Source organism: Advenella sp. FME57 (assembly GCF_014897675.1).
In the GTDB taxonomy this organism is placed as follows: domain Bacteria; phylum Pseudomonadota; class Gammaproteobacteria; order Burkholderiales; family Burkholderiaceae_B; genus Advenella.
Map to the genome: position 1 here is coordinate 179,120 of NZ_JABUXU010000010.1, position 19,553 is coordinate 198,672.

At 56.9% G+C, this 19,553-nt stretch carries 16 protein-coding genes; 13 read left to right on the top strand and 3 right to left on the bottom strand.

Annotated features, from left to right (window positions below; translation table 11 throughout):
* Positions 1-45 precede the first annotated feature (45 nt).
* The 3 genes from INT32_RS13440 to INT32_RS13450 are packed head-to-tail and all read left to right on the top strand — an operon-like array spanning position 46 to position 3,612.
* The gene (locus tag INT32_RS13440; protein ID WP_193089237.1) at positions 46-1,101 is read left to right on the top strand and encodes a branched-chain amino acid ABC transporter permease; all 1,056 of its coding nucleotides are present in this window, start codon (positions 46-48) and stop codon (positions 1,099-1,101) included.
* Positions 1,098-2,897 carry an ATP-binding cassette domain-containing protein gene (locus tag INT32_RS13445; protein ID WP_193089238.1) on the top strand — a complete coding sequence of 600 codons (1,800 nt, stop codon included), beginning with the start codon at positions 1,098-1,100 and terminating at the stop codon, positions 2,895-2,897. The genes INT32_RS13440 and INT32_RS13445 overlap by 4 nt, the downstream gene beginning before the upstream one ends.
* Positions 2,890-3,612 (top strand): ABC transporter ATP-binding protein, encoded by a 723-nt coding sequence (locus INT32_RS13450; protein WP_193089239.1) that lies wholly within the window; start codon positions 2,890-2,892, stop codon positions 3,610-3,612. The genes INT32_RS13445 and INT32_RS13450 overlap by 8 nt, the downstream gene beginning before the upstream one ends.
* Positions 3,613-3,631: 19 nt before the next feature.
* Here INT32_RS13450 and INT32_RS13455 read toward each other — a convergent pair whose 3' ends face one another.
* The 3 genes from INT32_RS13455 to INT32_RS13465 all read right to left on the bottom strand — a co-directional run bounded on the left by INT32_RS13455 (position 3,632) and on the right by INT32_RS13465 (position 5,443).
* Positions 3,632-4,156: a dihydrofolate reductase gene (locus tag INT32_RS13455; RefSeq protein WP_193089240.1), complete on the bottom strand. Its 525-nt coding sequence runs from the start codon at positions 4,154-4,156 to the stop codon at positions 3,632-3,634.
* A gap of 64 nt (positions 4,157-4,220) precedes the next feature.
* Positions 4,221-5,018 carry a thymidylate synthase gene (locus INT32_RS13460; RefSeq protein ID WP_193089241.1) on the bottom strand — a complete coding sequence of 266 codons (798 nt, stop codon included), beginning with the start codon at positions 5,016-5,018 and terminating at the stop codon, positions 4,221-4,223.
* A 2-nt stretch (positions 5,019-5,020) separates the two neighbouring features.
* Positions 5,021-5,443 carry an OsmC family protein gene (locus INT32_RS13465; RefSeq protein WP_193089242.1) on the bottom strand — a complete coding sequence of 141 codons (423 nt, stop codon included), beginning with the start codon at positions 5,441-5,443 and terminating at the stop codon, positions 5,021-5,023.
* A 142-nt stretch (positions 5,444-5,585) separates the two neighbouring features.
* Between INT32_RS13465 and coq7 the strand changes: the two genes are divergently transcribed.
* The 10 genes from coq7 to INT32_RS13515 all read left to right on the top strand — a co-directional run bounded on the left by coq7 (position 5,586) and on the right by INT32_RS13515 (position 19,250).
* The gene (coq7, locus tag INT32_RS13470; RefSeq protein ID WP_193089243.1) at positions 5,586-6,263 is read left to right on the top strand and encodes a 2-polyprenyl-3-methyl-6-methoxy-1,4-benzoquinone monooxygenase; all 678 of its coding nucleotides are present in this window, start codon (positions 5,586-5,588) and stop codon (positions 6,261-6,263) included.
* A gap of 1,247 nt (positions 6,264-7,510) precedes the next feature.
* Entirely contained in the window at positions 7,511-8,584 is a 1,074-nt protein-coding gene (locus INT32_RS13475; protein ID WP_193089271.1) for a glycosyltransferase, read from the top strand.
* A gap of 140 nt (positions 8,585-8,724) precedes the next feature.
* The gene (gene tviB, locus INT32_RS13480; protein ID WP_193089244.1) at positions 8,725-9,999 is read left to right on the top strand and encodes a Vi polysaccharide biosynthesis UDP-N-acetylglucosamine C-6 dehydrogenase TviB; all 1,275 of its coding nucleotides are present in this window, start codon (positions 8,725-8,727) and stop codon (positions 9,997-9,999) included.
* Between the two features lie 93 nt (positions 10,000-10,092).
* Complete coding sequence (locus INT32_RS13485; RefSeq protein ID WP_193089245.1) at positions 10,093-11,118, top strand: SDR family oxidoreductase; 1,026 nt, start codon at positions 10,093-10,095, stop codon at positions 11,116-11,118.
* A 3-nt stretch (positions 11,119-11,121) separates the two neighbouring features.
* The gene (murJ, locus tag INT32_RS13490; protein WP_370540231.1) at positions 11,122-12,489 is read left to right on the top strand and encodes a murein biosynthesis integral membrane protein MurJ; all 1,368 of its coding nucleotides are present in this window, start codon (positions 11,122-11,124) and stop codon (positions 12,487-12,489) included.
* A gap of 46 nt (positions 12,490-12,535) precedes the next feature.
* A complete protein-coding gene (locus tag INT32_RS13495; protein WP_193089247.1) occupies positions 12,536-13,636 on the top strand; it encodes a glycosyltransferase family 4 protein in 1,101 nt (366 codons plus the stop codon).
* Between the two features lie 9 nt (positions 13,637-13,645).
* A complete protein-coding gene (gene asnB / locus INT32_RS13500; RefSeq protein WP_193089248.1) occupies positions 13,646-15,541 on the top strand; it encodes an asparagine synthase (glutamine-hydrolyzing) in 1,896 nt (631 codons plus the stop codon).
* A 32-nt stretch (positions 15,542-15,573) separates the two neighbouring features.
* Positions 15,574-16,809 carry a glycosyltransferase family 4 protein gene (locus tag INT32_RS13505; RefSeq protein WP_193089249.1) on the top strand — a complete coding sequence of 412 codons (1,236 nt, stop codon included), beginning with the start codon at positions 15,574-15,576 and terminating at the stop codon, positions 16,807-16,809.
* Positions 16,809-18,092 carry a glycosyltransferase family 4 protein gene (locus tag INT32_RS13510; protein ID WP_370540232.1) on the top strand — a complete coding sequence of 428 codons (1,284 nt, stop codon included), beginning with the start codon at positions 16,809-16,811 and terminating at the stop codon, positions 18,090-18,092. Before INT32_RS13505 ends, INT32_RS13510 begins: the two co-directional genes overlap by 1 nt.
* A gap of 24 nt (positions 18,093-18,116) precedes the next feature.
* Positions 18,117-19,250, top strand: coding sequence for a glycosyltransferase family 4 protein (locus tag INT32_RS13515; RefSeq protein WP_193089250.1), 1,134 nt, complete (start codon positions 18,117-18,119; stop codon positions 19,248-19,250).
* The last annotated feature ends 303 nt before the right edge of the window (positions 19,251-19,553 follow it).

Consider the following 19,553-nt stretch of genomic DNA (forward strand, 5'->3'; position numbering starts at 1 on the left):
CAAGCGCGTCGCACGATTAACCAGTAACGTCGGACGGGATACACAATGGATTGGGAAGTTGCTTATATGCTGACGGTAGACGGGTTGTCGAATGGCGCTGTCTATCTGCTGGCGGGTATCGGACTGGTAATGGTGTTTTCCGTTACCCGGGTCATTTTTGTGCCTTTTGGCGATGTGGCCGCATTCGCCGCGCTGAGCCTTGCCTCTTTGCAGGCCGGTGTCGTGCCCCCCACTATTGGTCTGGTGATTGTGCTGGCTGTCGTTGCGCTGGCCGTGGAAATGGTTAGTCTTGCCCGCACGCACGCGTGGCGTAACATTCCCCGGGCGATTGCCTGCTGGGGTGTGGCGCCGCTGGTGCCGTGTCTGCTCGCCTGGTCGATTGTCGGACGTACCGATTCGATGCTGATCCAGATAGCCGCCGCAGTACTTCTGGTGACGCCCATTATTCCGCTGATTGCGCGCATTGCATTGCAACCGATTGCCGATGCCTCATCCCTGATCCTGCTTATTGTCTCGCTGTCCATCCACTTTCTGTTTGTCGGCCTGGGGCTGCTTTTCTTTGGGCCCGAAGGCTTTCGTACCGAGTCATTCACAGACCTGGATATCGCTCTGTTCGGCAATTTTACGCTGAGCGGTCAGGTTGCGTTGACCATTGCCGTTGCCATAGTGTTGAGCATTATGTTCTATCTGTTCTTTGAATTTACTTTAACAGGCAAGGCGCTGCGTGCAACGTCGGTCAATCGGGTGGGCGCGCGCATTGTCGGCATCCGGCCGGTGAAGACGGCTACGCTGGTTTATCTTTTCGCGTCCATACTTGCCGGCATGATTGGTGTGCTTATTTCACCTGTCAACACCATCTATTACGATTCCGGTTTTATGCTGGGTCTTAAGGCATTTGTAGGCGCCATTATCGGCGGCATGGTGAGTTATCCGCTGACCATGGTTGGATCCCTTGCCGTAGGCATCGTAGAGAGTTTTTCTTCTTTCTGGAATGGAGCACTGAAAGAAGTCATTGTGTTCGGATTGCTGATTCCCGTATTGATGGTTCGTTCGGTGTTGACGGCACATGATGAAGATAGCAACGAGGAGATCGACGAATGAAAACGTCCCTGCGCAGTATCGTCGTATTTATGTTGGGAACGCTGTTCATTCTGGGATTGCCCTGGTTTCTGGGCAAGTTCGGCATTTCGCTGATGAACGATATCGGCATTGGCGCCCTGGTCGCTCTCGGCCTGGTTCTGCTGACAGGTGTAGGCGGAGCAACGTCTTTTGGACAGGCGGCTTTCGTGGGTGTTGCGGCCTATACCACCGCCTATCTGACCACTCACTATGGCCTGTCCGCGTGGACCGGCTTGCTCGCAGCAGTCTTGATTACAGCGTTGTGCGCGCTGGTCATTGGCTGCATCACACTGCGGTTGGGCGGTCATTTTTTGCCCCTGAGCACGATAGCCTGGGGACTGTCGATTTCACTGTTGTTCGGCAATATGGACATGCTTGGCCGCAATACCGGTATTACCAATATCCCACCGGTCTCGCTAGGCAACGTTGAGCTTCTCAATCCATTGCAGATGTATTACCTCATATGGCTGCTGGTGGGGCTTGCGCTGCTGTTTTCGTATTATTTGCTGCGATCCAGGGCGGGGCGGGTCATCCGCAGTTTACGCGGCGGTTCCGTCCTGCTGGCCAGTGTGGGCGAAGATGCGTTTGTGATTCGACTCAAATTATTTGTCACTGCTGCCGTATTTGCGGCACTGGCCGGATGGCTTTATGCGCATATGAACCGCTTTGTGAGCCCGTCTCCGTTCGATCTGCATGCCAGTATCAATTACCTGCTGATGGCCATTCTGGGAGGTGTCGGTTTTCTGTCGGGGGCGCTGGTGGGTGCCGCTGGCGTGCTGATCTCGAAAAATTACATCCAGGATATTCTTCCTCTGGTCTCTTCCAGGGGCGGTCAGCTTGAGGCGATTGTGTTCAGTGCGCTCTTTATCCTGCTTTTGCACTTTGCACGCGGAGGCATTATGTCGTTCGTCGCAAGGTACAAGAGCGTGGGGCAGAAAGTTGCGCAGGTCGATAAAAAACGCTATCAACCCTCAGGTGAAAAGCCTCTGACCGAAAGGGCTCCGATCGAGGCGGGGACACAAGTGCTGAGCGTGGATGGCGTTGTCCGCCGTTTCGGCGGGCTTGTTGCGGTAAATAACGTGAGCTTTACCGTATCGGCAGGTGAAATCGTGGGATTGATTGGTCCCAATGGAGCGGGTAAGTCCACCATGTTCAATCTTATTACAGGTGTGTTAGGGAAAACGGAAGGGCGAATACACTTTTTGGGCGAGGATGTAACGCATAAATCACAACGACAGATTGCGCGCCTTGGTGTCGCCAGGACTTTCCAGCATGTCAAACTGAGGCCAGGTATGAGCGTATTGGACAGTGTTGCGCTTGGCGCCAACATGAGAGGTTCGGCAGGGTTTCTGCGATCGGGTTTGGGTCTGAATCGCGCCGAGGAAAATCGCATTCTGGATCAAGCTTATAAACAGCTGGTCCGTATTGGTCTGGAAGGTCAGGAGTACACGCCGGCTGGTAAGCTGCCGCTCGGGCTACAAAGAATACTGGAAATTGCCCGAGCACTGGCATCTGATCCTGTATTGCTGATTTTGGACGAACCGGCGGCCGGTCTGCGAAAGCACGAAAAGGATGTGCTGGCCACCCTGTTGCGTCAGCTAAAGAAAGCAGGATTAACTATATTGATTGTTGAGCACGATATGGATTTCGTGATGAAACTGGTCGATCGCCTGGTTGTGATGAATTTCGGCGCCAAGCTGATAGAAGGGCTGCCACAGCAAGTGAGGGCCGATAGAAAAGTACAGGATGCCTATTTAGGGGGGGCGGCAAATGAATAGCATGCTGAATGTATCGGGATTGAGTGTTTCCTACGGACATGTGCAGGCAGTTAGAAATGTCTCGCTACAAGTGCCGGTTGGCAGCATCGTGTCTGTAATCGGGCCGAACGGCGCCGGCAAGACAACGCTGTTGTCGGCCCTGATGGGGCTACGCCCGTCGCAAGGCGCCGTGACCTATGAAGGTATTGATCTGCAACACATCGATGTGGAGAGCCGTGTTGAACAAGGCATTTGTCTGGTGCCGGAGCAGCGCGAACTGTTCGGGCAAATGAGTGTCTATGAGAATTTGTTGTTGGGCGCTTATGCGAAACGCGCTGATAAGACGGGGGTGCGCCTGCGTCTGGATAACGTCTACGCCCGTTTTCCACGACTGCATGAGAGAAAAAAACAAAAGGCATACACGCTTTCGGGTGGTGAGCGGCAAATGCTGGCCCTGGGCAGGGCCCTCATGTCTTCTCCCAAACTATTGATGTTGGACGAACCCAGCCTGGGTCTGGCGCCACTCATTGTTCAGGATATTTTGCGAATGGTCGCCAGGCTGCGTGATGATGGCGTGTCGGTGTTGCTTGTTGAACAGAATGCCCGCGCTGCACTGCAGATCTCGGACTTCGGCTATGTGTTGGAAACCGGCGAGATTGCACTGCAAGGTGCGGCTGCGCAACTGCTTGATGACCCCCGAGTCATTCAGCTTTACTTGGGTGGCGGGCAGCAGTAGCAGCCCAGCCAGGGCAATATCACGGAATGCTGACCTTGTTTTTTTGCAGGTCTTTCGCAATACGTTCATAAACAACGTAATCGTAGTTCATGCCGTTTTCTTCGGGTTGGGCATCGCGAGATGTTTCACGCCACAGTTTTTCATCCAGGTCGGGGAAAAAGGCATCGCCATCGACAAACTGATGAATTTCAGTTGCCATGACCTGCTGGGATTTTTCAATGGCCTGGGCGTAAATCTGTTCTCCACCGATAACGAACGCCGTATCACTTTGCTCGAACGCCAGGGAGATGGCGGTGTCCAGCGAATTGACCACATCGGCACCCTCGGCGCTCAAATCCTGCTGGCGGGTAATAACGATATTGCGCCTGCCCGGCAGGGGGCGCCCGATAGACTCCCAGGTCTTGCGACCCATGATGATGGGCTTGCCCATGGTGAGGGTTTTGAAGCGTTTCAGGTCGCCCGGCAGATGCCAGGGCAGGGTGTTGTTCACGCCGATGGCTCGGTTTTCGATGGCATAGGCAACAAGAATAATCAGTGAAGGCATGTCGGTTCCTGTTATATGGTGCGCAGGCGGGCAAGTGACGCAGGCTACGTCTGAGCTGGCAGGGTCAGACTGCTACCGGCGCCTTGATATGCGGATGAAACTGGTAATCGGCAATTTCGAAATCTTCATATTCATAGCCGAAAATGGAGTCGGGTTTGCGATGAATGATCAGCCGTGGAAAGGGGTATGGCGTACGTGATAATTGCAGTTGTGCCTGCTCGATATGATTGCTGTACAAATGGCAGTCGCCGCCGGTCCAGATGAAGTCGCCTGGCTCAAGATTGCATTGTTGTGCGACCATATGCGTAAGCAGCGCATAGCTGGCGATATTGAACGGCACGCCCAGGAAGATGTCGGCGCTGCGCTGGTACAGCTGGCAGGACAGTTTGCCATCGGCCACGTAGAACTGGAAGAACGCATGGCAAGGGGGCAGTTTCATTTGCCCGATGTCGGCCACGTTCCAGGCCGAGACGATCAGCCGGCGAGAATCCGGATTGGATTTGATTTGCTCAATGACCTGGCTGATCTGGTCGATGTGGCCGCCATCCGGCTTGGGCCAGGAGCGCCACTGCACACCGTAAACCGGCCCCAGGTTGCCCTGGGCATCGGCCCATTCATCCCAGATGGTGACGCCGCGTTCCTGCAGCCAGCGCACGTTCGAGTCTCCGCGCAAAAACCACAGCAGCTCAATGAAAATGCTTTTGGTGTGTAGCTTCTTGGTAGTGACCAGAGGAAAGCCCTCGGCCAGGTTAAAGCGCATCTGATGACCGAATACCGAGCGGGTGCCGGTTCCGGTGCGGTCTGTCTTGGCTACGCCATGCTCCATTACATGGCGCATGAATGCTTCATACTGCTGGTTCATCTTTATGCCTCGGCGATCACATAAGCGTGGGTAATGGTTGCTGACTTTTCCAGCATGGCAACGGCAGAACAGTACTTTTCGTGAGACAGGCTGACGGCCCGCTCCACCGCTTTTTCAGGCAGGTTCTTGCCGGTGACGGTGAAGACGAAATGGATTTTGGTAAAAATCTTGGGATCGGTCTCGGCACGCTCGCCCTGTACCGTTACCTGGCAGCGGGAAACCTGGTGCCGGCCGCGTTTAAGAATGAGCACGATGTCATAGGCTGAGCAGCCTCCGGCGCTCACCAGCATCATCTCCATGGGGCGGGGAGCCAGATTGTTGCCGCCGCCTTCAGGCGCGCCATCCATGGCAACGGTGTGTCCGCTGCCGGTTGTGGCAACGAACAGCATGCCTTCGGGGCCATTCCATTCGATATTGCATTCCATGATTGTTTCCTGCATTAAATCAAAATCAAATCATAACCCATTGCTACAATAGACGATCGGGCAGACTCCCGCGGGTTACCAAATCGACCGCCGGCGGCGCCTGCTCCGTTCTTTTCCTGTCCTTTCCAAAACAGGCTGACTTATGACCGAAAAAGCTATTGTTGTACGTGAATTTGATCGTCGTTATTCGCTTGCCGACCGGGTGCTGGCAGAAATCGGGACTGCGCTCGAAGTGCTCTCGGGCGCTTCGCGTGCTTCGCGCCCCAATCCTGCGGGCTCGCACATGGCAGCCAGCGCACCGGATCTGAGCCAGGCCGAAGCCAGGCATGCAGCCGGCCTGATGCGTGTCAATCATGTCGGAGAAGTATGCGCCCAGGCCTTGTACCGCGGGCAGGCGCTTATGTGCAAGGAAACGTCGGTGCGCAAGGTGTTCGAGACGGCTGCGCAGGAAGAGGTGGATCATCTTTCCTGGTGCCGCGATCGTATTCGTGAACTCAACAGCCATACCAGCCTGCTCAATCCCCTATGGTATGCGGGCTCTTTCGGGCTGGGGGTGCTGGCCAGTGCCGCCGGTCGCGAACGTAACCTGGGTTTCATGGCCGAGACGGAGCGCCAGGTGGAAGCGCATCTGGAGCGTCACCTGAGCGATCTGCCCGCGCAGGACAGCCGCTCGCGGGCCATTGTCCAGCAGATGAAGGAAGATGAGGTCCATCATCGTGAAACTGCGCAACAGCACGGCGGCACGCCATTGCCGTTACCGGTGCGTGGCATCATGACCGCCATGTCCAAAGTCATGACAACGCTGGCATATCGCGTCTGAAGCTCGCGTCTGAGATTCCTGCGCCCCAGCCTTGCCTCTCGCAGTGCAACGCAGGCAGGATGATCCTGCCGGGGCTTGCGAGACGCTTCGCGCAGGACCCCTGATCGCCCTTGATGCCGGCGCCATATCTGTCCGGCAGGGTGGTGGCGACCTTGGGATGTCCTCCCTGTTTACGCTGATTTATGGTCGAATGTTGTGAAAACACCACGACATGCCTGCCTGCTTTGTTTTTTTTCACCTGCCAGGGCGTAAAATATCCAGACATACCCGCACACCAGCGTAATTACCTATGGACATGTGTGTGGGCTGTGTCGGTTTTGAAACAGATTGAAGTAAATTGGGAGCGAATTCAAACGCTTGACTGATAATTTTCTTGCATCGCACAAAAAAAAGCAGTACTATCTGTTTAACGGATGACGAAATGGTTTTTCGGAAATTCGCAGTAAGCAGTGACAGCAGTTCTGCAGTTCGCCACATTCAAGAATAAGCGTTGGCGCCACAGTAACAGCTAGCATTGCCCGCAATAAGAAAAGGTTGTTTGCTTCTTAATTGCCTGCTGCTTGAGTTTCTCGCCTATTTGTCTTGCCAAGGTTGTCTCCTCCACCCTCCTCCTTTGGTGGATTTAGCCCAAGATCGCAAGGTCTTGGGCTTTTTTTTGTCCGCGAGTCCTGTATTTGGACGGCAAAGCGCAGGATATTGGCTAAGCCAAGGCCGACCGGTGCGCCCCGGGCAGGGTGGGCGCTGGGCCAGAGCAAGATAAGGGTCTGGTCAGGACTGGGCGCTAGGTCAAAGCGCGGTCAGGCAGGAGGGGCGCAAGCGGCGGACCAGGGTCGTCGTTTGAGCCAAAGCCCGTGGCTGTTGATCTCGGATGTGGTTCTTTCCTGGATCCATAAGGTTGCCCATTCATTTTGGGATTGGCCCGGGTCGATAAGCCTGACCAGCGATTTGTTCGGTCGATTCGCGCTGTCGACCTGCCCATTGACATCGATCCTGGCCTTGATCTTGCGCGTGACCTTACACTTGAAGCGCCAGCCCTCAAGTGAGCTAAATTTGTCATAATGTGACGGACGGCATTTTTAATGCAGATTAATTATTAAAATTGCCGAATATGAAATGTTATGCCGTTTGTTTCAAACCGGATAGCGCCCGGTCGCTCCGAGTTACTATTGTCGCTTGTTAAGTATTTGCATTCTGGATCGACTTTGACATTTCCCTGGCAATATCTCTATATCAGCGTTGTCGCCTTTATGGTCGGCGGGCTTATTGTTTTTTCCGAAAGATGGCATGGCCGCTACACCGGCGACTATGATCTGAACAAACCGCAAGCATCCCACAAAAAATCCACGCCTCGTATTGGCGGGCTGGCGGTGTTTGCCGGTACCCTGGCCGGGCTGCTGGTGCTGGGCCGGCCCGACAACATGACGCTCAACTGGCTATGGCCCGCTTTATTTGTGGCTTCGATGCCGGTATTTGTGGCCGGCCTTCTCGAAGACATTACCAAGGACATTGGCGCGGGCAAGCGCCTGCTGGCCGCGTTCCTGTCTGCCGCTATTGCCTGGTGGTTTTTTGGCGGAGTCAGCCGCGTCAGCATTGACGCTTTCAATTACATTCTGGGCTTCTGGCCGGTTTCGCTGATCTTTACTGTGGTTGCCGTAGGCGGATGTACCCACGCGCTCAATATTGTGGATGGCATGAATGGCCTGGCCGGCATGGTGGCCATGCTGATGGCGACCTCAATTGCCTTGGTGGCGTACCAGGTGGATGACCTGGCCATTTTTGCCATTGCCCTCGCCATGGCTTCGTCCATCATCGGCTTTTTCGTCTGGAATTTTCCTTACGGACGGGTGTTCCTGGGTGACGGTGGCGCCTACTTTATCGGCTTCATGCTTGCCGAACTGGCGGTGTTGCTGGTGGTGCGCAACCCTTCGGTCTCGCCCTTCTATGCGCTGGCCGTGCTGTTTTATCCCGTATTCGAAACGCTTTTTTCAATCTGGCGCCGCCGCTTCAAGCGTGGCGTGCCGGTAGACCAGCCCGATGCGCTGCATCTGCACCAGCTTATTTTTCGCCGCCTGGTTCGTGTCACGTTCAATCGCAGGGGGCAGGGCATGGTGCCGGTCATGTGCAACGCCCTGACATCTCCATACTTGTGGGTACTGACGCTGATCGGGCTGATTCCGGCAACCTATTACTGGGACAATCCGATCGCATTGTGTATCAGTATGCTGGTATTTGCATCTGTGTATATCTGGCTCTATTCACGCCTGGTGGCATGGCGCTGCCCGCGCTGGCTGCTGCTGCCGTCGGTGTCGCGCCGTCGCTGACCGCATCCGGCAGTTTGCTTTGTTTCATTCCGGTAATACATGCGTGTCGCATCTTCGTCCGTGCTTATCCGGAACTTGTTAAAATTGACGCTTGAAATACGTTCCATCACATCTATTTGAATAGCCTTCTGGAGAACTACGTGCAACTTGGCGATATAAAATTAGCAATTGTCGGACTTGGATATGTCGGGCTGCCTCTGGCGGTGGAATTCGGCAAAAAGCGCAGTGTGCTTGGTTTTGATATCAATCAGAAGCGTATCAAAGACTTGCAGGGCGGTGTGGACCACACGCTGGAAGTATCTTCCGAGGAGCTGGCCGAGGCTGCCAAGCTGAGCTATAGTGCTGATCCGGCAGAGCTTGCCAAATGTAATGTGTTTGTCGTGACAGTGCCAACGCCGATTGACGACTACAAGCAGCCGGATCTGACCCCACTTATCAAGGCGTCCGAAACCATTGGCCAGGTCTTGAAAAAAGGCGATATCGTCATTTATGAATCTACGGTATACCCTGGGGCAACCGAAGAAGATTGCGTGCCCGTTCTGGAGAAATGCTCCGGCCTGAAGTTCAACGAAGACTTCTTTGCTGGCTATAGCCCCGAGCGCATCAACCCGGGCGACAAAAATCATCGCGTTTCAACGATCAAGAAAGTTACGTCGGGTTCTACGCCGGAAATTGCCGACCTGGTCAATGATCTGTACAGCGAGATCATTACTGCCGGTACCCATAAGGCATCCAGTATTCGCGTGGCCGAGGCCGCCAAGGTCATTGAAAACACCCAGCGCGACGTGAACATCGCCCTGATCAATGAGCTGGCCCTTATTTTCAATAAAATGGGCATTGATACCGAAGCCGTGCTGGAAGCGGCCGGCACCAAATGGAATTTCCTGCCGTTTCGTCCGGGTCTGGTCGGCGGTCACTGCATTGGCGTGGACCCCTATTATCTGACGCACAAGGCGCAGGCCATTGGTTATCATCCGGAAATCATCCTGGCCGGCCGTCGCCTGAACGACTCCATGGGCTCGTATGTGGTATCGCAGCTGGTCAAAGCCATGACCAAGCGCCAGATCCAGGTGCAGGGCGCCAAGGTGCTGGTCATGGGCCTGACGTTCAAGGAAAACTGCCCCGATCTGCGCAATACGCGTATCGTGGATATCTTGAAGGAGCTGGGCGAGTACAGTATGGATGTAGACGTCTATGATCCGTGGGTTGATCCGGCAGAAGCCGATCACGAATATGGTATTACACCTGTGGAAACGCCGGAAAAGGGCGCCTACGATGCCATTATCCTGGCCGTATCGCATCATCAGTTTGTGAGCATGGGTGCCGAAGGCATCCGGGCGCTGGGCAAGGCCCAGCATGTACTTTATGACCTTAAATACGTACTGAAGGCCGATCAGGCCGATATTCGACTGTAATCAGAAAGGCAGGTAAGTACGAACAGGCGCTGTCGATGTGCATTCGATGGCGGCTGTGTTTTGGCAGCTTCAACCAATAGCAGGTGAATTATTATGACTCAGGCATTCGACAATCTCAAAAACGCCATTCAGGCCGAACCACGCACCTGGCTGGTTACCGGTTGCGCCGGCTTTATCGGTTCCAATCTGCTGGAGACCTTGCTTTTGCTGGATCAGAAAGTAGTGGGCCTGGATAATTTTTCCACGGGTTTTCAGCACAATCTTGACGAAGTGCAAAAAGCAGTCAGCACGCAGCAGTGGACCAACTTCAATTTCATCGAAGGCGATATTCGCGACCTGGATGCCTGCAAAAAAGCCGTTGCCGGCGTAGACTATGTGCTGCATCAGGCGGCGCTCGGTTCCGTGCCACGCAGCCTTGATGACCCCATTACAACGAACGCAGTCAATATTAGCGGCTTTCTGAATATGCTGGTTGCCGCCCGCGAGGCCGGTATCAAGTCGTTTGTTTATGCGGCCTCAAGTTCAACTTACGGCGACCATCCGGATCTGCCGAAAGTGGAAGACAAGATCGGCAATCCCTTATCTCCGTACGCTGTCACCAAATATGTGAACGAACTGTATGCCAACGTGTTTGCCCGTGCCTACGGTTTCAGCTCCGTGGGCCTGCGTTATTTCAATGTGTTCGGTAAACGCCAGAATCCCGATGGCGCCTATGCGGCCGTGATCCCCAAATGGACCGCTTCCATGATCAAGGGCGAAGAGGTGTTCATCAATGGCGATGGCGAAACCAGCCGCGATTTCTGCTTTGTGGAAAACGCCGTGCAGGCCAACCTGCTGGCAGCTGCCAATATGCCAGAAGAGGGCAGCCAGGTGTTCAACGTGGCGGTCAACGCCCGCACCAGCCTGAATGAGCTGTTCGCCCATCTGGCCAGCACGCTGGACAAAAACGGTGTGAAGTACGATAAAAAGCCGGTATACCGCGATTTTCGTAGCGGCGACGTTCGTCATTCGCAGGCAGATATTACCAAGGCGCATGACCAATTGGGGTACAAGCCCACGCACGATATCCTGGAAGGGATCGAAGTGGCGATGCCGTGGTATACCCAGTTCCTGCGTTGATCCTTGAAGCGGGCAATCGGGCGGTTTAAAGGGCTGCATCCTGACCATATGCGTATCGCGCGCGGCGCGATGCGCGTGGCGTTTTTCCTGCTGATCGGCAAGATGGCCGGTGCGCTCAAGGAAATGGCGGTGGCGCATCGCTATGGTGTGAGCGAGGTGGTTGACGCCTATCAGTTCACCATGACTATGGCGAACTGGCTGCCCATTACCATTGTCGGGGCGTTTTCCATTGTCCTGATTCCGGTGCTGGTCAAGACGCGCTACGCGCCTGGCAGCGAGCGGGTGCAATTTCTCCGGGAACTGCAGGGTTGGGTGCTGGCGATTGGTGTTTTGACTGCTGTACTGACCTGGCTGCTGTGGCCCTATATTCTTGACTATACTGCTGGCAATCTGAGCCAGACCACCAGGCAGCATAGTACCGAGCTGATCTGGGCCTTTGCGCCAGCGGCCTTGCTGACGCTGCTGATCGGCGTGGGAACATCGCGCCTGCGTGCGCACGAGCGGCATGTCAATACCTTGCTGGAAAGCATCCCGGCGCTCATGATATTGATATGGATTCTGGTCACGCCGGGCGATGTCAGCGTCATGCCACTACTCTTGGGGACGCTGGTTGGCTACGTCATACAGGCGGTCTGGCTGACAGTGCTGGCGCGCAAGGCTGACAACGGTATTTGGGGTGTGCCCAGTTTTACGTTCAAGTCGCATCAGTGGCCGTTGTTGCTGAACGCGGCCGGCGTGATGCTGATCGGGCAGATCGCCATGAGCTTTGTGGGTCCGCTGGATCAGATTGCCGCGGCCAGCCTTGGAGACAATGCCAACGCGACGCTGGGTTATGCCACGCGTTTGCTATCATTGATTATCGGTCTTGGCGCCGCATCGGTGGGACGCGCTGCATTGCCGGTGCTGGCCGATGTGCAAAGCCAGGGCGATGCGCTGCGCGCCCGCAATATGGCGCTCAAATGGTCGGTGCTGATGCTGGCAGGCGGGATTGTTGCCGTGGCTGCCTGCTGGGTGCTGGCGCCCTGGATTGTGAAAATTCTGTTCGAAAACGGCGCCTTTACGGCCAATGACACGATTGCCGTGGCCAGCGTGCTGCGCTGGGGAATATTGCAGTTGCCATTCTATTTCGGCGTGCTGATTCTGGTGCAGCTGATGGCCAGCCAGAACCGCTACAAGCTGATGGCCGCCATTGCGGTGGCCAACTTTGCGCTCAAGGCGGTACTCAACCAGATTCTGGCACCCTTGATGGGCGCCGAAGGTATTATGCTGGCAACCAGTTGCATGTACCTGCTGTCTTATATTTGCTATGTCTTTGTGACGCTGACACATGATGTGTCCAAACAATCTACTTCTGAAAAAACAACCGATTGATATGTCTTTGAATTCGACGACCGCAGCGCCAGCCCCTCTGCGAATCATGATCTTCATCCACTCGTTGCATGCCGGCGGGGCGGAGCGGGTAGCGGTCGACCTGGCCAACCAGTGGCATATTCACGGGCATGACGTGATGGTGGTGACCCAGACCGATGCCCGTGGCGACGTCTATGAACTGAACCAGCATGTGGAGCGGGTAGCGCTCAATACGGCGGGTTTGCGCGGCGTGGTGGCCAATCTGCGACGCCTGTACGCCTTGCGAAAAACCATGCAGCGCTACAGACCCGATATCGTGCTGGGCATGATGACGACCGCGTCGATCCTGTCGATAGTGGCATCCACCGGCTTGCGGTGCCGGGTCATTGCCACCGAGCATACCCATCCGCCATCGCAGAATCTGTCGCCGTTCTGGCTCAAGCTGCGCCGTCGCACGTATCCGCATGCAGCCCGGGTGGTGGCGCTGACCCGCGATACAGCCAGCTGGGTCGTCAACCACGTGCCCGGATCGAATATGGCAGTGATACCGAATGCCGTTCACTGGCCGCTGACCAATAGCGAGCCGCAGGTGACGCCACCACTGCGCAACGGACGCTGCCGCCTGCTGGCTGTGGGGCGCCTGCACACCGACAAGGGTTTCGATATACTGATCGATTCATTCAGGGATCTGGCTGCCGTATTTCCCGACTGGGATCTGGTCATCCTGGGCGAAGGCCCCGAGCGCGATCGCCTGCAGGGACAGATTGATGTGGCCGGGCTGGCCGGGCGTATCAGTATGCCGGGCAGGGTAGGCAATATGCAGCAGTGGTATCAGGCCTGCGATATCTATGTCCTGAGCTCGCGGGTAGAAGGCCTGTCCAACAGCCTGCTTGAGGCGATGGCCTGTGGCATGCCCAGCGTGGCATTCGATTGTGAAACCGGCCCGCGCGAGATTATCCGGCCCGATATCGACGGGTTGCTGGTCACACCGGTAGAAGATCCGCAGGCATTGGCTGCCGCGCTGTCGGCGCTGATGCAGGACAAGCAGGCTCGCAAAACGCTGGCCAGTCGTGCCGTGGATGTGCGTGACCGTTTTTCGATGCGACGCGTGCTGTCTTTGTGGTATGAGGTATTCAACGACATACAGCATCAGGATAAAAAGGGATAGGCAACGCTTATGTGCGGGATTGTCGGGCTTGTAGGCCGGTTCGAACACAAGGAAACATTGCTTGCGCAAAGCTGTGGCCGTATTGCCCACCGTGGGCCGGATAGCCATGGTTTCTGGGAAGATACAGATAATGGCGTGGCCTTTGGCCACGTTCGGCTGGCCATCCAGGACCTGTCCGAGCAGGGGCACCAACCCATGCCCAGTGCCGATCAGCGCTTCATGCTAGTGTTCAACGGCGAAATCTATAACCATCCGCAATTGCGCCAGGCGTTGGAGCAGGACGGTTATACCCATGCCTGGCGCGGACACGCCGATACGGAAACCATTCTGGCCGGACTGATGATCTGGGGCGTGCAGGAAACCTTGAAGCGGATGGTCGGCATGTTCGCCATCGCCGTATGGGACCGGCAGACGCGCAATCTGGTGCTGGCCCGTGACCGCTTCGGGGAAAAGCCGCTGTATTACGGTTATGCGCCAGATGGCCTGATGTTTGCCTCCGAGCTCAAGGCGCTGATGCCTTTGCCGGGTTTTGATGCGCATTTGAATCGTGATGCGATTGCGCTGTTTCTGCGGCATAACTACATTCCTGCGCCCCATAGCGTGTTCACACAAGTGCGCAAGCTGTTGCCAGGGACCTGGGTCAGTTTGTCGCCGGATCAGATAGACGCAGGCAACTGGCCCGAACCGCAGCCCTACTGGTCTGCGCTGGAGGTAGCCCGTTCGCAGCCGCGTGCGCAATTTGCGCGGGATGATGATGCGGTCGATGGCCTGGATCGCGTGTTGCGCCAGGCGATCCGCGGACAGTTGCTCTCGGACGTGCCGTTGGGCGCGTTTTTATCCGGCGGCATTGATTCTTCCCTGATTGCCAGTTTGACCCGGGAGGAAGCGGCCGGTACGCTCAAGACATTTTCCATTGGCTTTACCGAACCGGAATATAACGAAGCCGAATACGCGGCCGAGGTGGCGCGCCATCTGGGCACAGACCATACCGAGCTTTATGTCAGTGGCCAGGACAGCCTGGATCTGATTCCCGCGCTGCCGCAGATGTATGACGAACCGTTTGCCGACTCCTCGCAGATTCCGACCGCGCTGGTAATGCGCATGGCGCGGCAGCAGGTGACGGTGGCGCTCTCGGGCGATGCTGGTGACGAGCTCTTTGGCGGCTATTCCCGTTATAAACGGGTGCAGCAATGGTGGGCCAAGCGCGAGCGTGTGCCGGCAGGCCTGCAGGCACCCCTGCGTGCGGGTGCACGGGTTGCCGCCAGTCTGCTGTCGGGGCCGCGTGCAGAAAAATTCGGCAAGCTCGAACAGGTGCTGGGGGCGAACAATATGGTCGCGTTCTACCGGCAGTTTGTTTCGTACTGGCAGGACCCGGCCAGCCTGGTCAAGGGCGCAACCGAACCGGCCAGCGCCTTTTCACAGGCCCCTTTGGACAGCCTGCTGGACACGATGATGGCTATCGATACGGTGTCGTATCTGCCCGATGATATTCTGGTCAAGGTGGACCGGGCGGCAATGGCCGTTTCCCTTGAAACCCGTGTGCCGCTGCTGGATCACCGGGTATATGAGTTTGCCTGGAGCCTGGACGAAAAATACAAGCTGCGCGGCAACGACAGCAAGTGGATTCTCAAGCAACTGCTCTACCGTCACGTGCCGCCGCAGATGCTCGATCGCCCCAAGAAAGGGTTTTCCGTGCCCATGGGGCAGTGGCTCAGGGGGCCGTTGCGCCAATGGGGCGAGCAGTTGCTGGCATTGCCGCGCCTTGAGGCACAGAACCTGCTGGATGCGCAACGTGTGCGCGAGGTCTGGATGCAGCATCAAAGCGGGCAGGTGGACAACAGTGCGCGCTTGTGGGGTATCCTGATGCTGCAGGCCTGGCTGGACGAATACGGAATAAAACCATGAAGATCATTAACTGCAGCGGTAAGGAATAGTACATGCGGATCCTGTTACTTGTCAGTTCCATGAATGCCGGTGGCGCCGAGCGCGTGGCCGCATCGCTGGTCAATGCCTGGGTGGGCGAAGGCCATGATGTGTGCTTGATGCCCACTTTTTCCCGGGGTACGGGCCAATCGTTCTATCCGCTGGATCCCGGCGTGCGCCAGGTCTGGGTAGCCCGGCATCTGAGCGGCCCGGGCATGTTCCGTACGCTGGCCAAGCCGCTGATCCTGCGGCGCCTGATTCAGGATGAAGCGCCCGATGTGATCGTATCGTTTTTAACGAATGTGAATGTCATGGTGCTGGCGGCCACCAAGGGCCTGGGCATTCCGGTCATTGTGTGCGAAAGAACCAATCCGGCCGCCAGCAAGAATATCAGCAATGTCCTGTCGCACGCGCGTCGCCTGCTGTATCCGCAGGCCGATGCCGTTATGCTGCAGACGCAACAGGCCGCCGAGGTCTTTGCCCGTGTTGTGCCCGGCTTGCAGCATGTGGCGGTTATTCCCAATCCGTTGCCGCCGGCACTGGAGTCGGCCGCCCGGGCGGTGGACGATACCGGCAGGGTCTCGTATGTGTCCGATTCCGCCGGCACGGCACCCGATGCGGAAACCGCCGGCGCAGCAACGCCGTCTGATCGGCAAGCACAAGCGGGTGCGCGCAAGCAATTGTGCGCCATGGGCCGGTTTGTTGCCACCAAGCGCTTTGAAATGTTGATTGATGTCTTTGCCCGGCTGGCGCCGCAGGTGCCCGACTGGGATCTGACGATCTGGGGTGAAGGACCGCTTCTGAGCTTGCTGCAGGAAAAAGTGCGCAAACTGAATTTGCAGGACCGCATCCATCTGCCGGGTAATACCGACCAGCCCTGGGAGGCGATCAGCCGCGCCGATGCGTTTGTGATGACTTCTGAAGTGGAAGGGTTTCCCAATGTATTGCTCGAATCCATGGCGCTGGGCCTGCCTTGCGTGACCATGGATTGCCCCAGCGGGCCTGCTGAACTGTCCAGAGACGGGCGTGATGCCATTCTGGTCGGGCTCTCCGATGTGGATGCCCTGCAGGAAGCGCTGCATCAGGTTATGACAGATGAAATACTGCGGCGCGAGCTTGGCCATCGTGCCACGATCTCGGTACGTGACCGCTACAGCCTGGCCGCGGTACTGGAGCAATGGCAGTTCCTGTTTGATGCGGTGCTGGGCAAGTCGCGGGTAAAACCGGCAACGCCGACGGAGTCGCAATAATGCCGGCATTGTCGCAGCCCGCTGGCGCGGCTGGCGCCATGAGCCAATCTGCAGGATCGGATTCATCCGTATCGGCGCCGGTCGCCGCAGCGCCGATAGATGGCGCTAACGCAACTGCAGAAATAACAACAGCGCCTGCGCGCGAACTGCATGTGGTGCATGTGATCAGCGGCCTGGGCCAGGGCGGCGCCGAAGCGGTGCTCAACCGCTTGTTGATGGCGCCTTCAAGCACGGTTCGGCATACCCTGGTTTGCTTTACCGATGACGGGCTGTACGGCGCAGGTCTGCGCGATGCGGGCATCAACGTTATTACACTTGGCATGAAATCCGGCAAGATCACGCCGGGCGACTTTCTGGCGCTGCGCCGCGAACTGATCAGGCTTGGGCCTGACGTGGTGCAGACCTGGATGTATCACGCCGATGCGATTGCCGGACTGGCAGCACGAACCGCCGGGATCCGGCATATTGCCTGGGGCATACGCAATTCGGGCGAAAACCTCAAGAGCAGCAGCAAGTCTGCCTGGCTGCTGGCGCGCGCTTGCGGGCTGGTGTCCGGCTGGCTGCCGCAAACCATTGTTTGCTGCGCACAAGGCGCCCGAGCGCGCCATGAGCAATGGGGTTACGATGCAGACAAAATGGTGGTGATACAGAACGGCTATGACCTGACGCGCTGGCAACCGGATGCGCAGGCCCGCGAGCGCCTGCGGCAGCAGTGGCAACTGGCGCCCGATGCGCGGGTGATCGGTTTTGTGGCGCGTTTCAATCCGCTCAAGGACCATCGCAGCCTGATCGCCGCGCTGGCGCAGTGCAAACAAAACGGGCTGACCCTGCATTGTGTGCTGGTCGGCAAAGGGCTGGACACAGACAATGCGCAATTGATGCAGTTGCTGCGCGAGGCCGATGTAACCGATCAAGTACTCCTGCTGGGCATGCGCGATGATGTGCCTGCCGTCATGAACGCACTTGATATACACGTGCTCTCGAGCCTGGCAGAGGGCTTTCCGAATGTGGTGGCCGAGGCGATGGCTTGCGGCGTACCCGGCGTGGTGACCGATGTTGGCGATGCCGCCGTGATCGTGGGCGATACCGGCTGGGTTGTGCCGCCGCAGAACCCGGTAGCGCTGGCCGACGCGATCGGCCAGGCGTTTGCCGCCATCGATGCGCAGGGCCGTGACGTGATCGCCGCCAGGGTACGCGCCCGGGTGCTGCAGGAGTTCAGCCTGCCCAAGATGATTGAACGATATGAACAGACCTGGCGGGCGATGGTTGGCGATGCGCGCTGATTCGACGAATAGGGACCCCGTACTATGACACAGCAAAACTTGCCTCGCTCCCTGATGTTTGTGGTGAATAATCCTGCATTTTTTCTGTCGCATCGTTTGCCCATCGCATTGGCGGCAAAGGAACAGGGCTATGAGGTTAGCGTGGCAACCATGGACGGCGCTGCCGTGCAGGCTATCAAATCACATGGGTTGACGCACCATGTGTTGCCGATGTCGCGCAGCGGCATGAACCCGCTGGCCGAACTCAAAACGCTTTACGCCATCTATCAGTTGTTGCGGCGGGTGCGGCCCGATATCGTGCATTTGGTCACAATCAAACCCGTGCTGTATGGCGGCATTGCTGCAAGGCTTGCGGGAGTAAAGGGCGTGGTCTCTGCGATCTCGGGCCTGGGCTTTATTTTTACCCGCGAACACAAGGGCATTGACTGGGTCCGATTACTGACCCAGCAGCTCTATCGCTTTGCGCTGGGACACTCCAACAGCCGTGTCATTTTCCAGAACAACAACGATCGCGATATCCTGAGCGGCATTGGCGCGGTGCGCGGCGATCAGGTAGTGATGATCCGCGGTTCAGGTGTGGATCTTGAGCAATATGCAGCGGTGCCGGAGCCGCCGCTGCCGGTTAGGATCATTTTTGTGGCACGACTGTTGCGCGATAAGGGCGTGCTGGAATATGTGGAAGCGGCCGACATGTCGCGGCGCGACGGCAAACCCTATCGCTGGCTGGTGGTGGGCAATCCCGATCCGGGCAATCCGGCATCGGTAACGCAGGAAGAGGCCACGGCCTGGGGCGACCGCGTGCAATGGCTGGGCGAGCGCAGCGATATTGCTGCGCTGTACGCAGATTCACATATTGTGGTGCTGCCGTCGTACCGGGAAGGGTTGCCCAAGTCGCTGGTTGAAGCCGCCGCCTGCGGACGTGCTGTGATTACGACCGACGTACCAGGATGCCGGGATGCGATTGAAGCCGATCAGACAGGCGTGCTGGTGCCGGTCCGGGATGCGTGCGCAATTTATGAGGCGGTCTGTGATTTGGCAGAGAATACGCAAAAGCGACAGGCCATGGGCCAGGCAGGACGGGCGCTGGCGCAGGAGGCCTTCGACATTCGCAAGGTGGTGCAGGCGCATCTGGATATTTACCAGGCGCTAAGCCGCTAGGGTACTCAGACCGCCAAAGGGCCCGGGACTGCCGGCGCCCGCTTTTGCCAAAGCCTGATTGCCGCGCTGGCCCAGGCCCGGTATCATCGAAACCCGTTATCCCCGAAGCCCACTATTTCTGTTGCATCTGAGCCCTTACAAAACACGGTTTATCTCGGTTTCAGGCAAAAGGCATTGTGAAAATGCATCATGCAAAGGCAGGGCGGGGCAAGGATCCTTGCCCGACGGCTTACCGTCGTCATAAAACAATCAGAACGGCAACACCGCGCCAGGCGCAAACTGGGCGAACACTGCCTTGAACTC

Bases quoted from the DNA above. Each gene is read 5' to 3' on its own strand.
- INT32_RS13450 (WP_193089239.1), top strand. From the start codon at position 2,890: ATGAATAGCATGCTGAATGTATCGGGATTGAGTGTTTCCTACGGACAT.
- coq7 (WP_193089243.1), top strand. From the start codon at position 5,586: ATGACCGAAAAAGCTATTGTTGTACGTGAATTTGATCGTCGTTATTCG.
- INT32_RS13505 (WP_193089249.1), top strand. From the start codon at position 15,574: ATGCGGATCCTGTTACTTGTCAGTTCCATGAATGCCGGTGGCGCCGAG.
- INT32_RS13445 (WP_193089238.1), top strand. From the start codon at position 1,098: ATGAAAACGTCCCTGCGCAGTATCGTCGTATTTATGTTGGGAACGCTG.
- INT32_RS13485 (WP_193089245.1), top strand. From the start codon at position 10,093: ATGACTCAGGCATTCGACAATCTCAAAAACGCCATTCAGGCCGAACCA.
- INT32_RS13465 (WP_193089242.1), bottom strand. From the start codon at position 5,443: ATGGAATGCAATATCGAATGGAATGGCCCCGAAGGCATGCTGTTCGTT.
- INT32_RS13460 (WP_193089241.1), bottom strand. From the start codon at position 5,018: ATGAACCAGCAGTATGAAGCATTCATGCGCCATGTAATGGAGCATGGC.
- INT32_RS13495 (WP_193089247.1), top strand. From the start codon at position 12,536: ATGATCTTCATCCACTCGTTGCATGCCGGCGGGGCGGAGCGGGTAGCG.
- INT32_RS13440 (WP_193089237.1), top strand. From the start codon at position 46: ATGGATTGGGAAGTTGCTTATATGCTGACGGTAGACGGGTTGTCGAAT.
- INT32_RS13515 (WP_193089250.1), top strand. From the start codon at position 18,117: ATGACACAGCAAAACTTGCCTCGCTCCCTGATGTTTGTGGTGAATAAT.
- INT32_RS13510 (WP_370540232.1), top strand. From the start codon at position 16,809: ATGCCGGCATTGTCGCAGCCCGCTGGCGCGGCTGGCGCCATGAGCCAA.
- asnB (WP_193089248.1), top strand. From the start codon at position 13,646: ATGTGCGGGATTGTCGGGCTTGTAGGCCGGTTCGAACACAAGGAAACA.
- INT32_RS13455 (WP_193089240.1), bottom strand. From the start codon at position 4,156: ATGCCTTCACTGATTATTCTTGTTGCCTATGCCATCGAAAACCGAGCC.
- INT32_RS13475 (WP_193089271.1), top strand. From the start codon at position 7,511: ATGGTCGGCGGGCTTATTGTTTTTTCCGAAAGATGGCATGGCCGCTAC.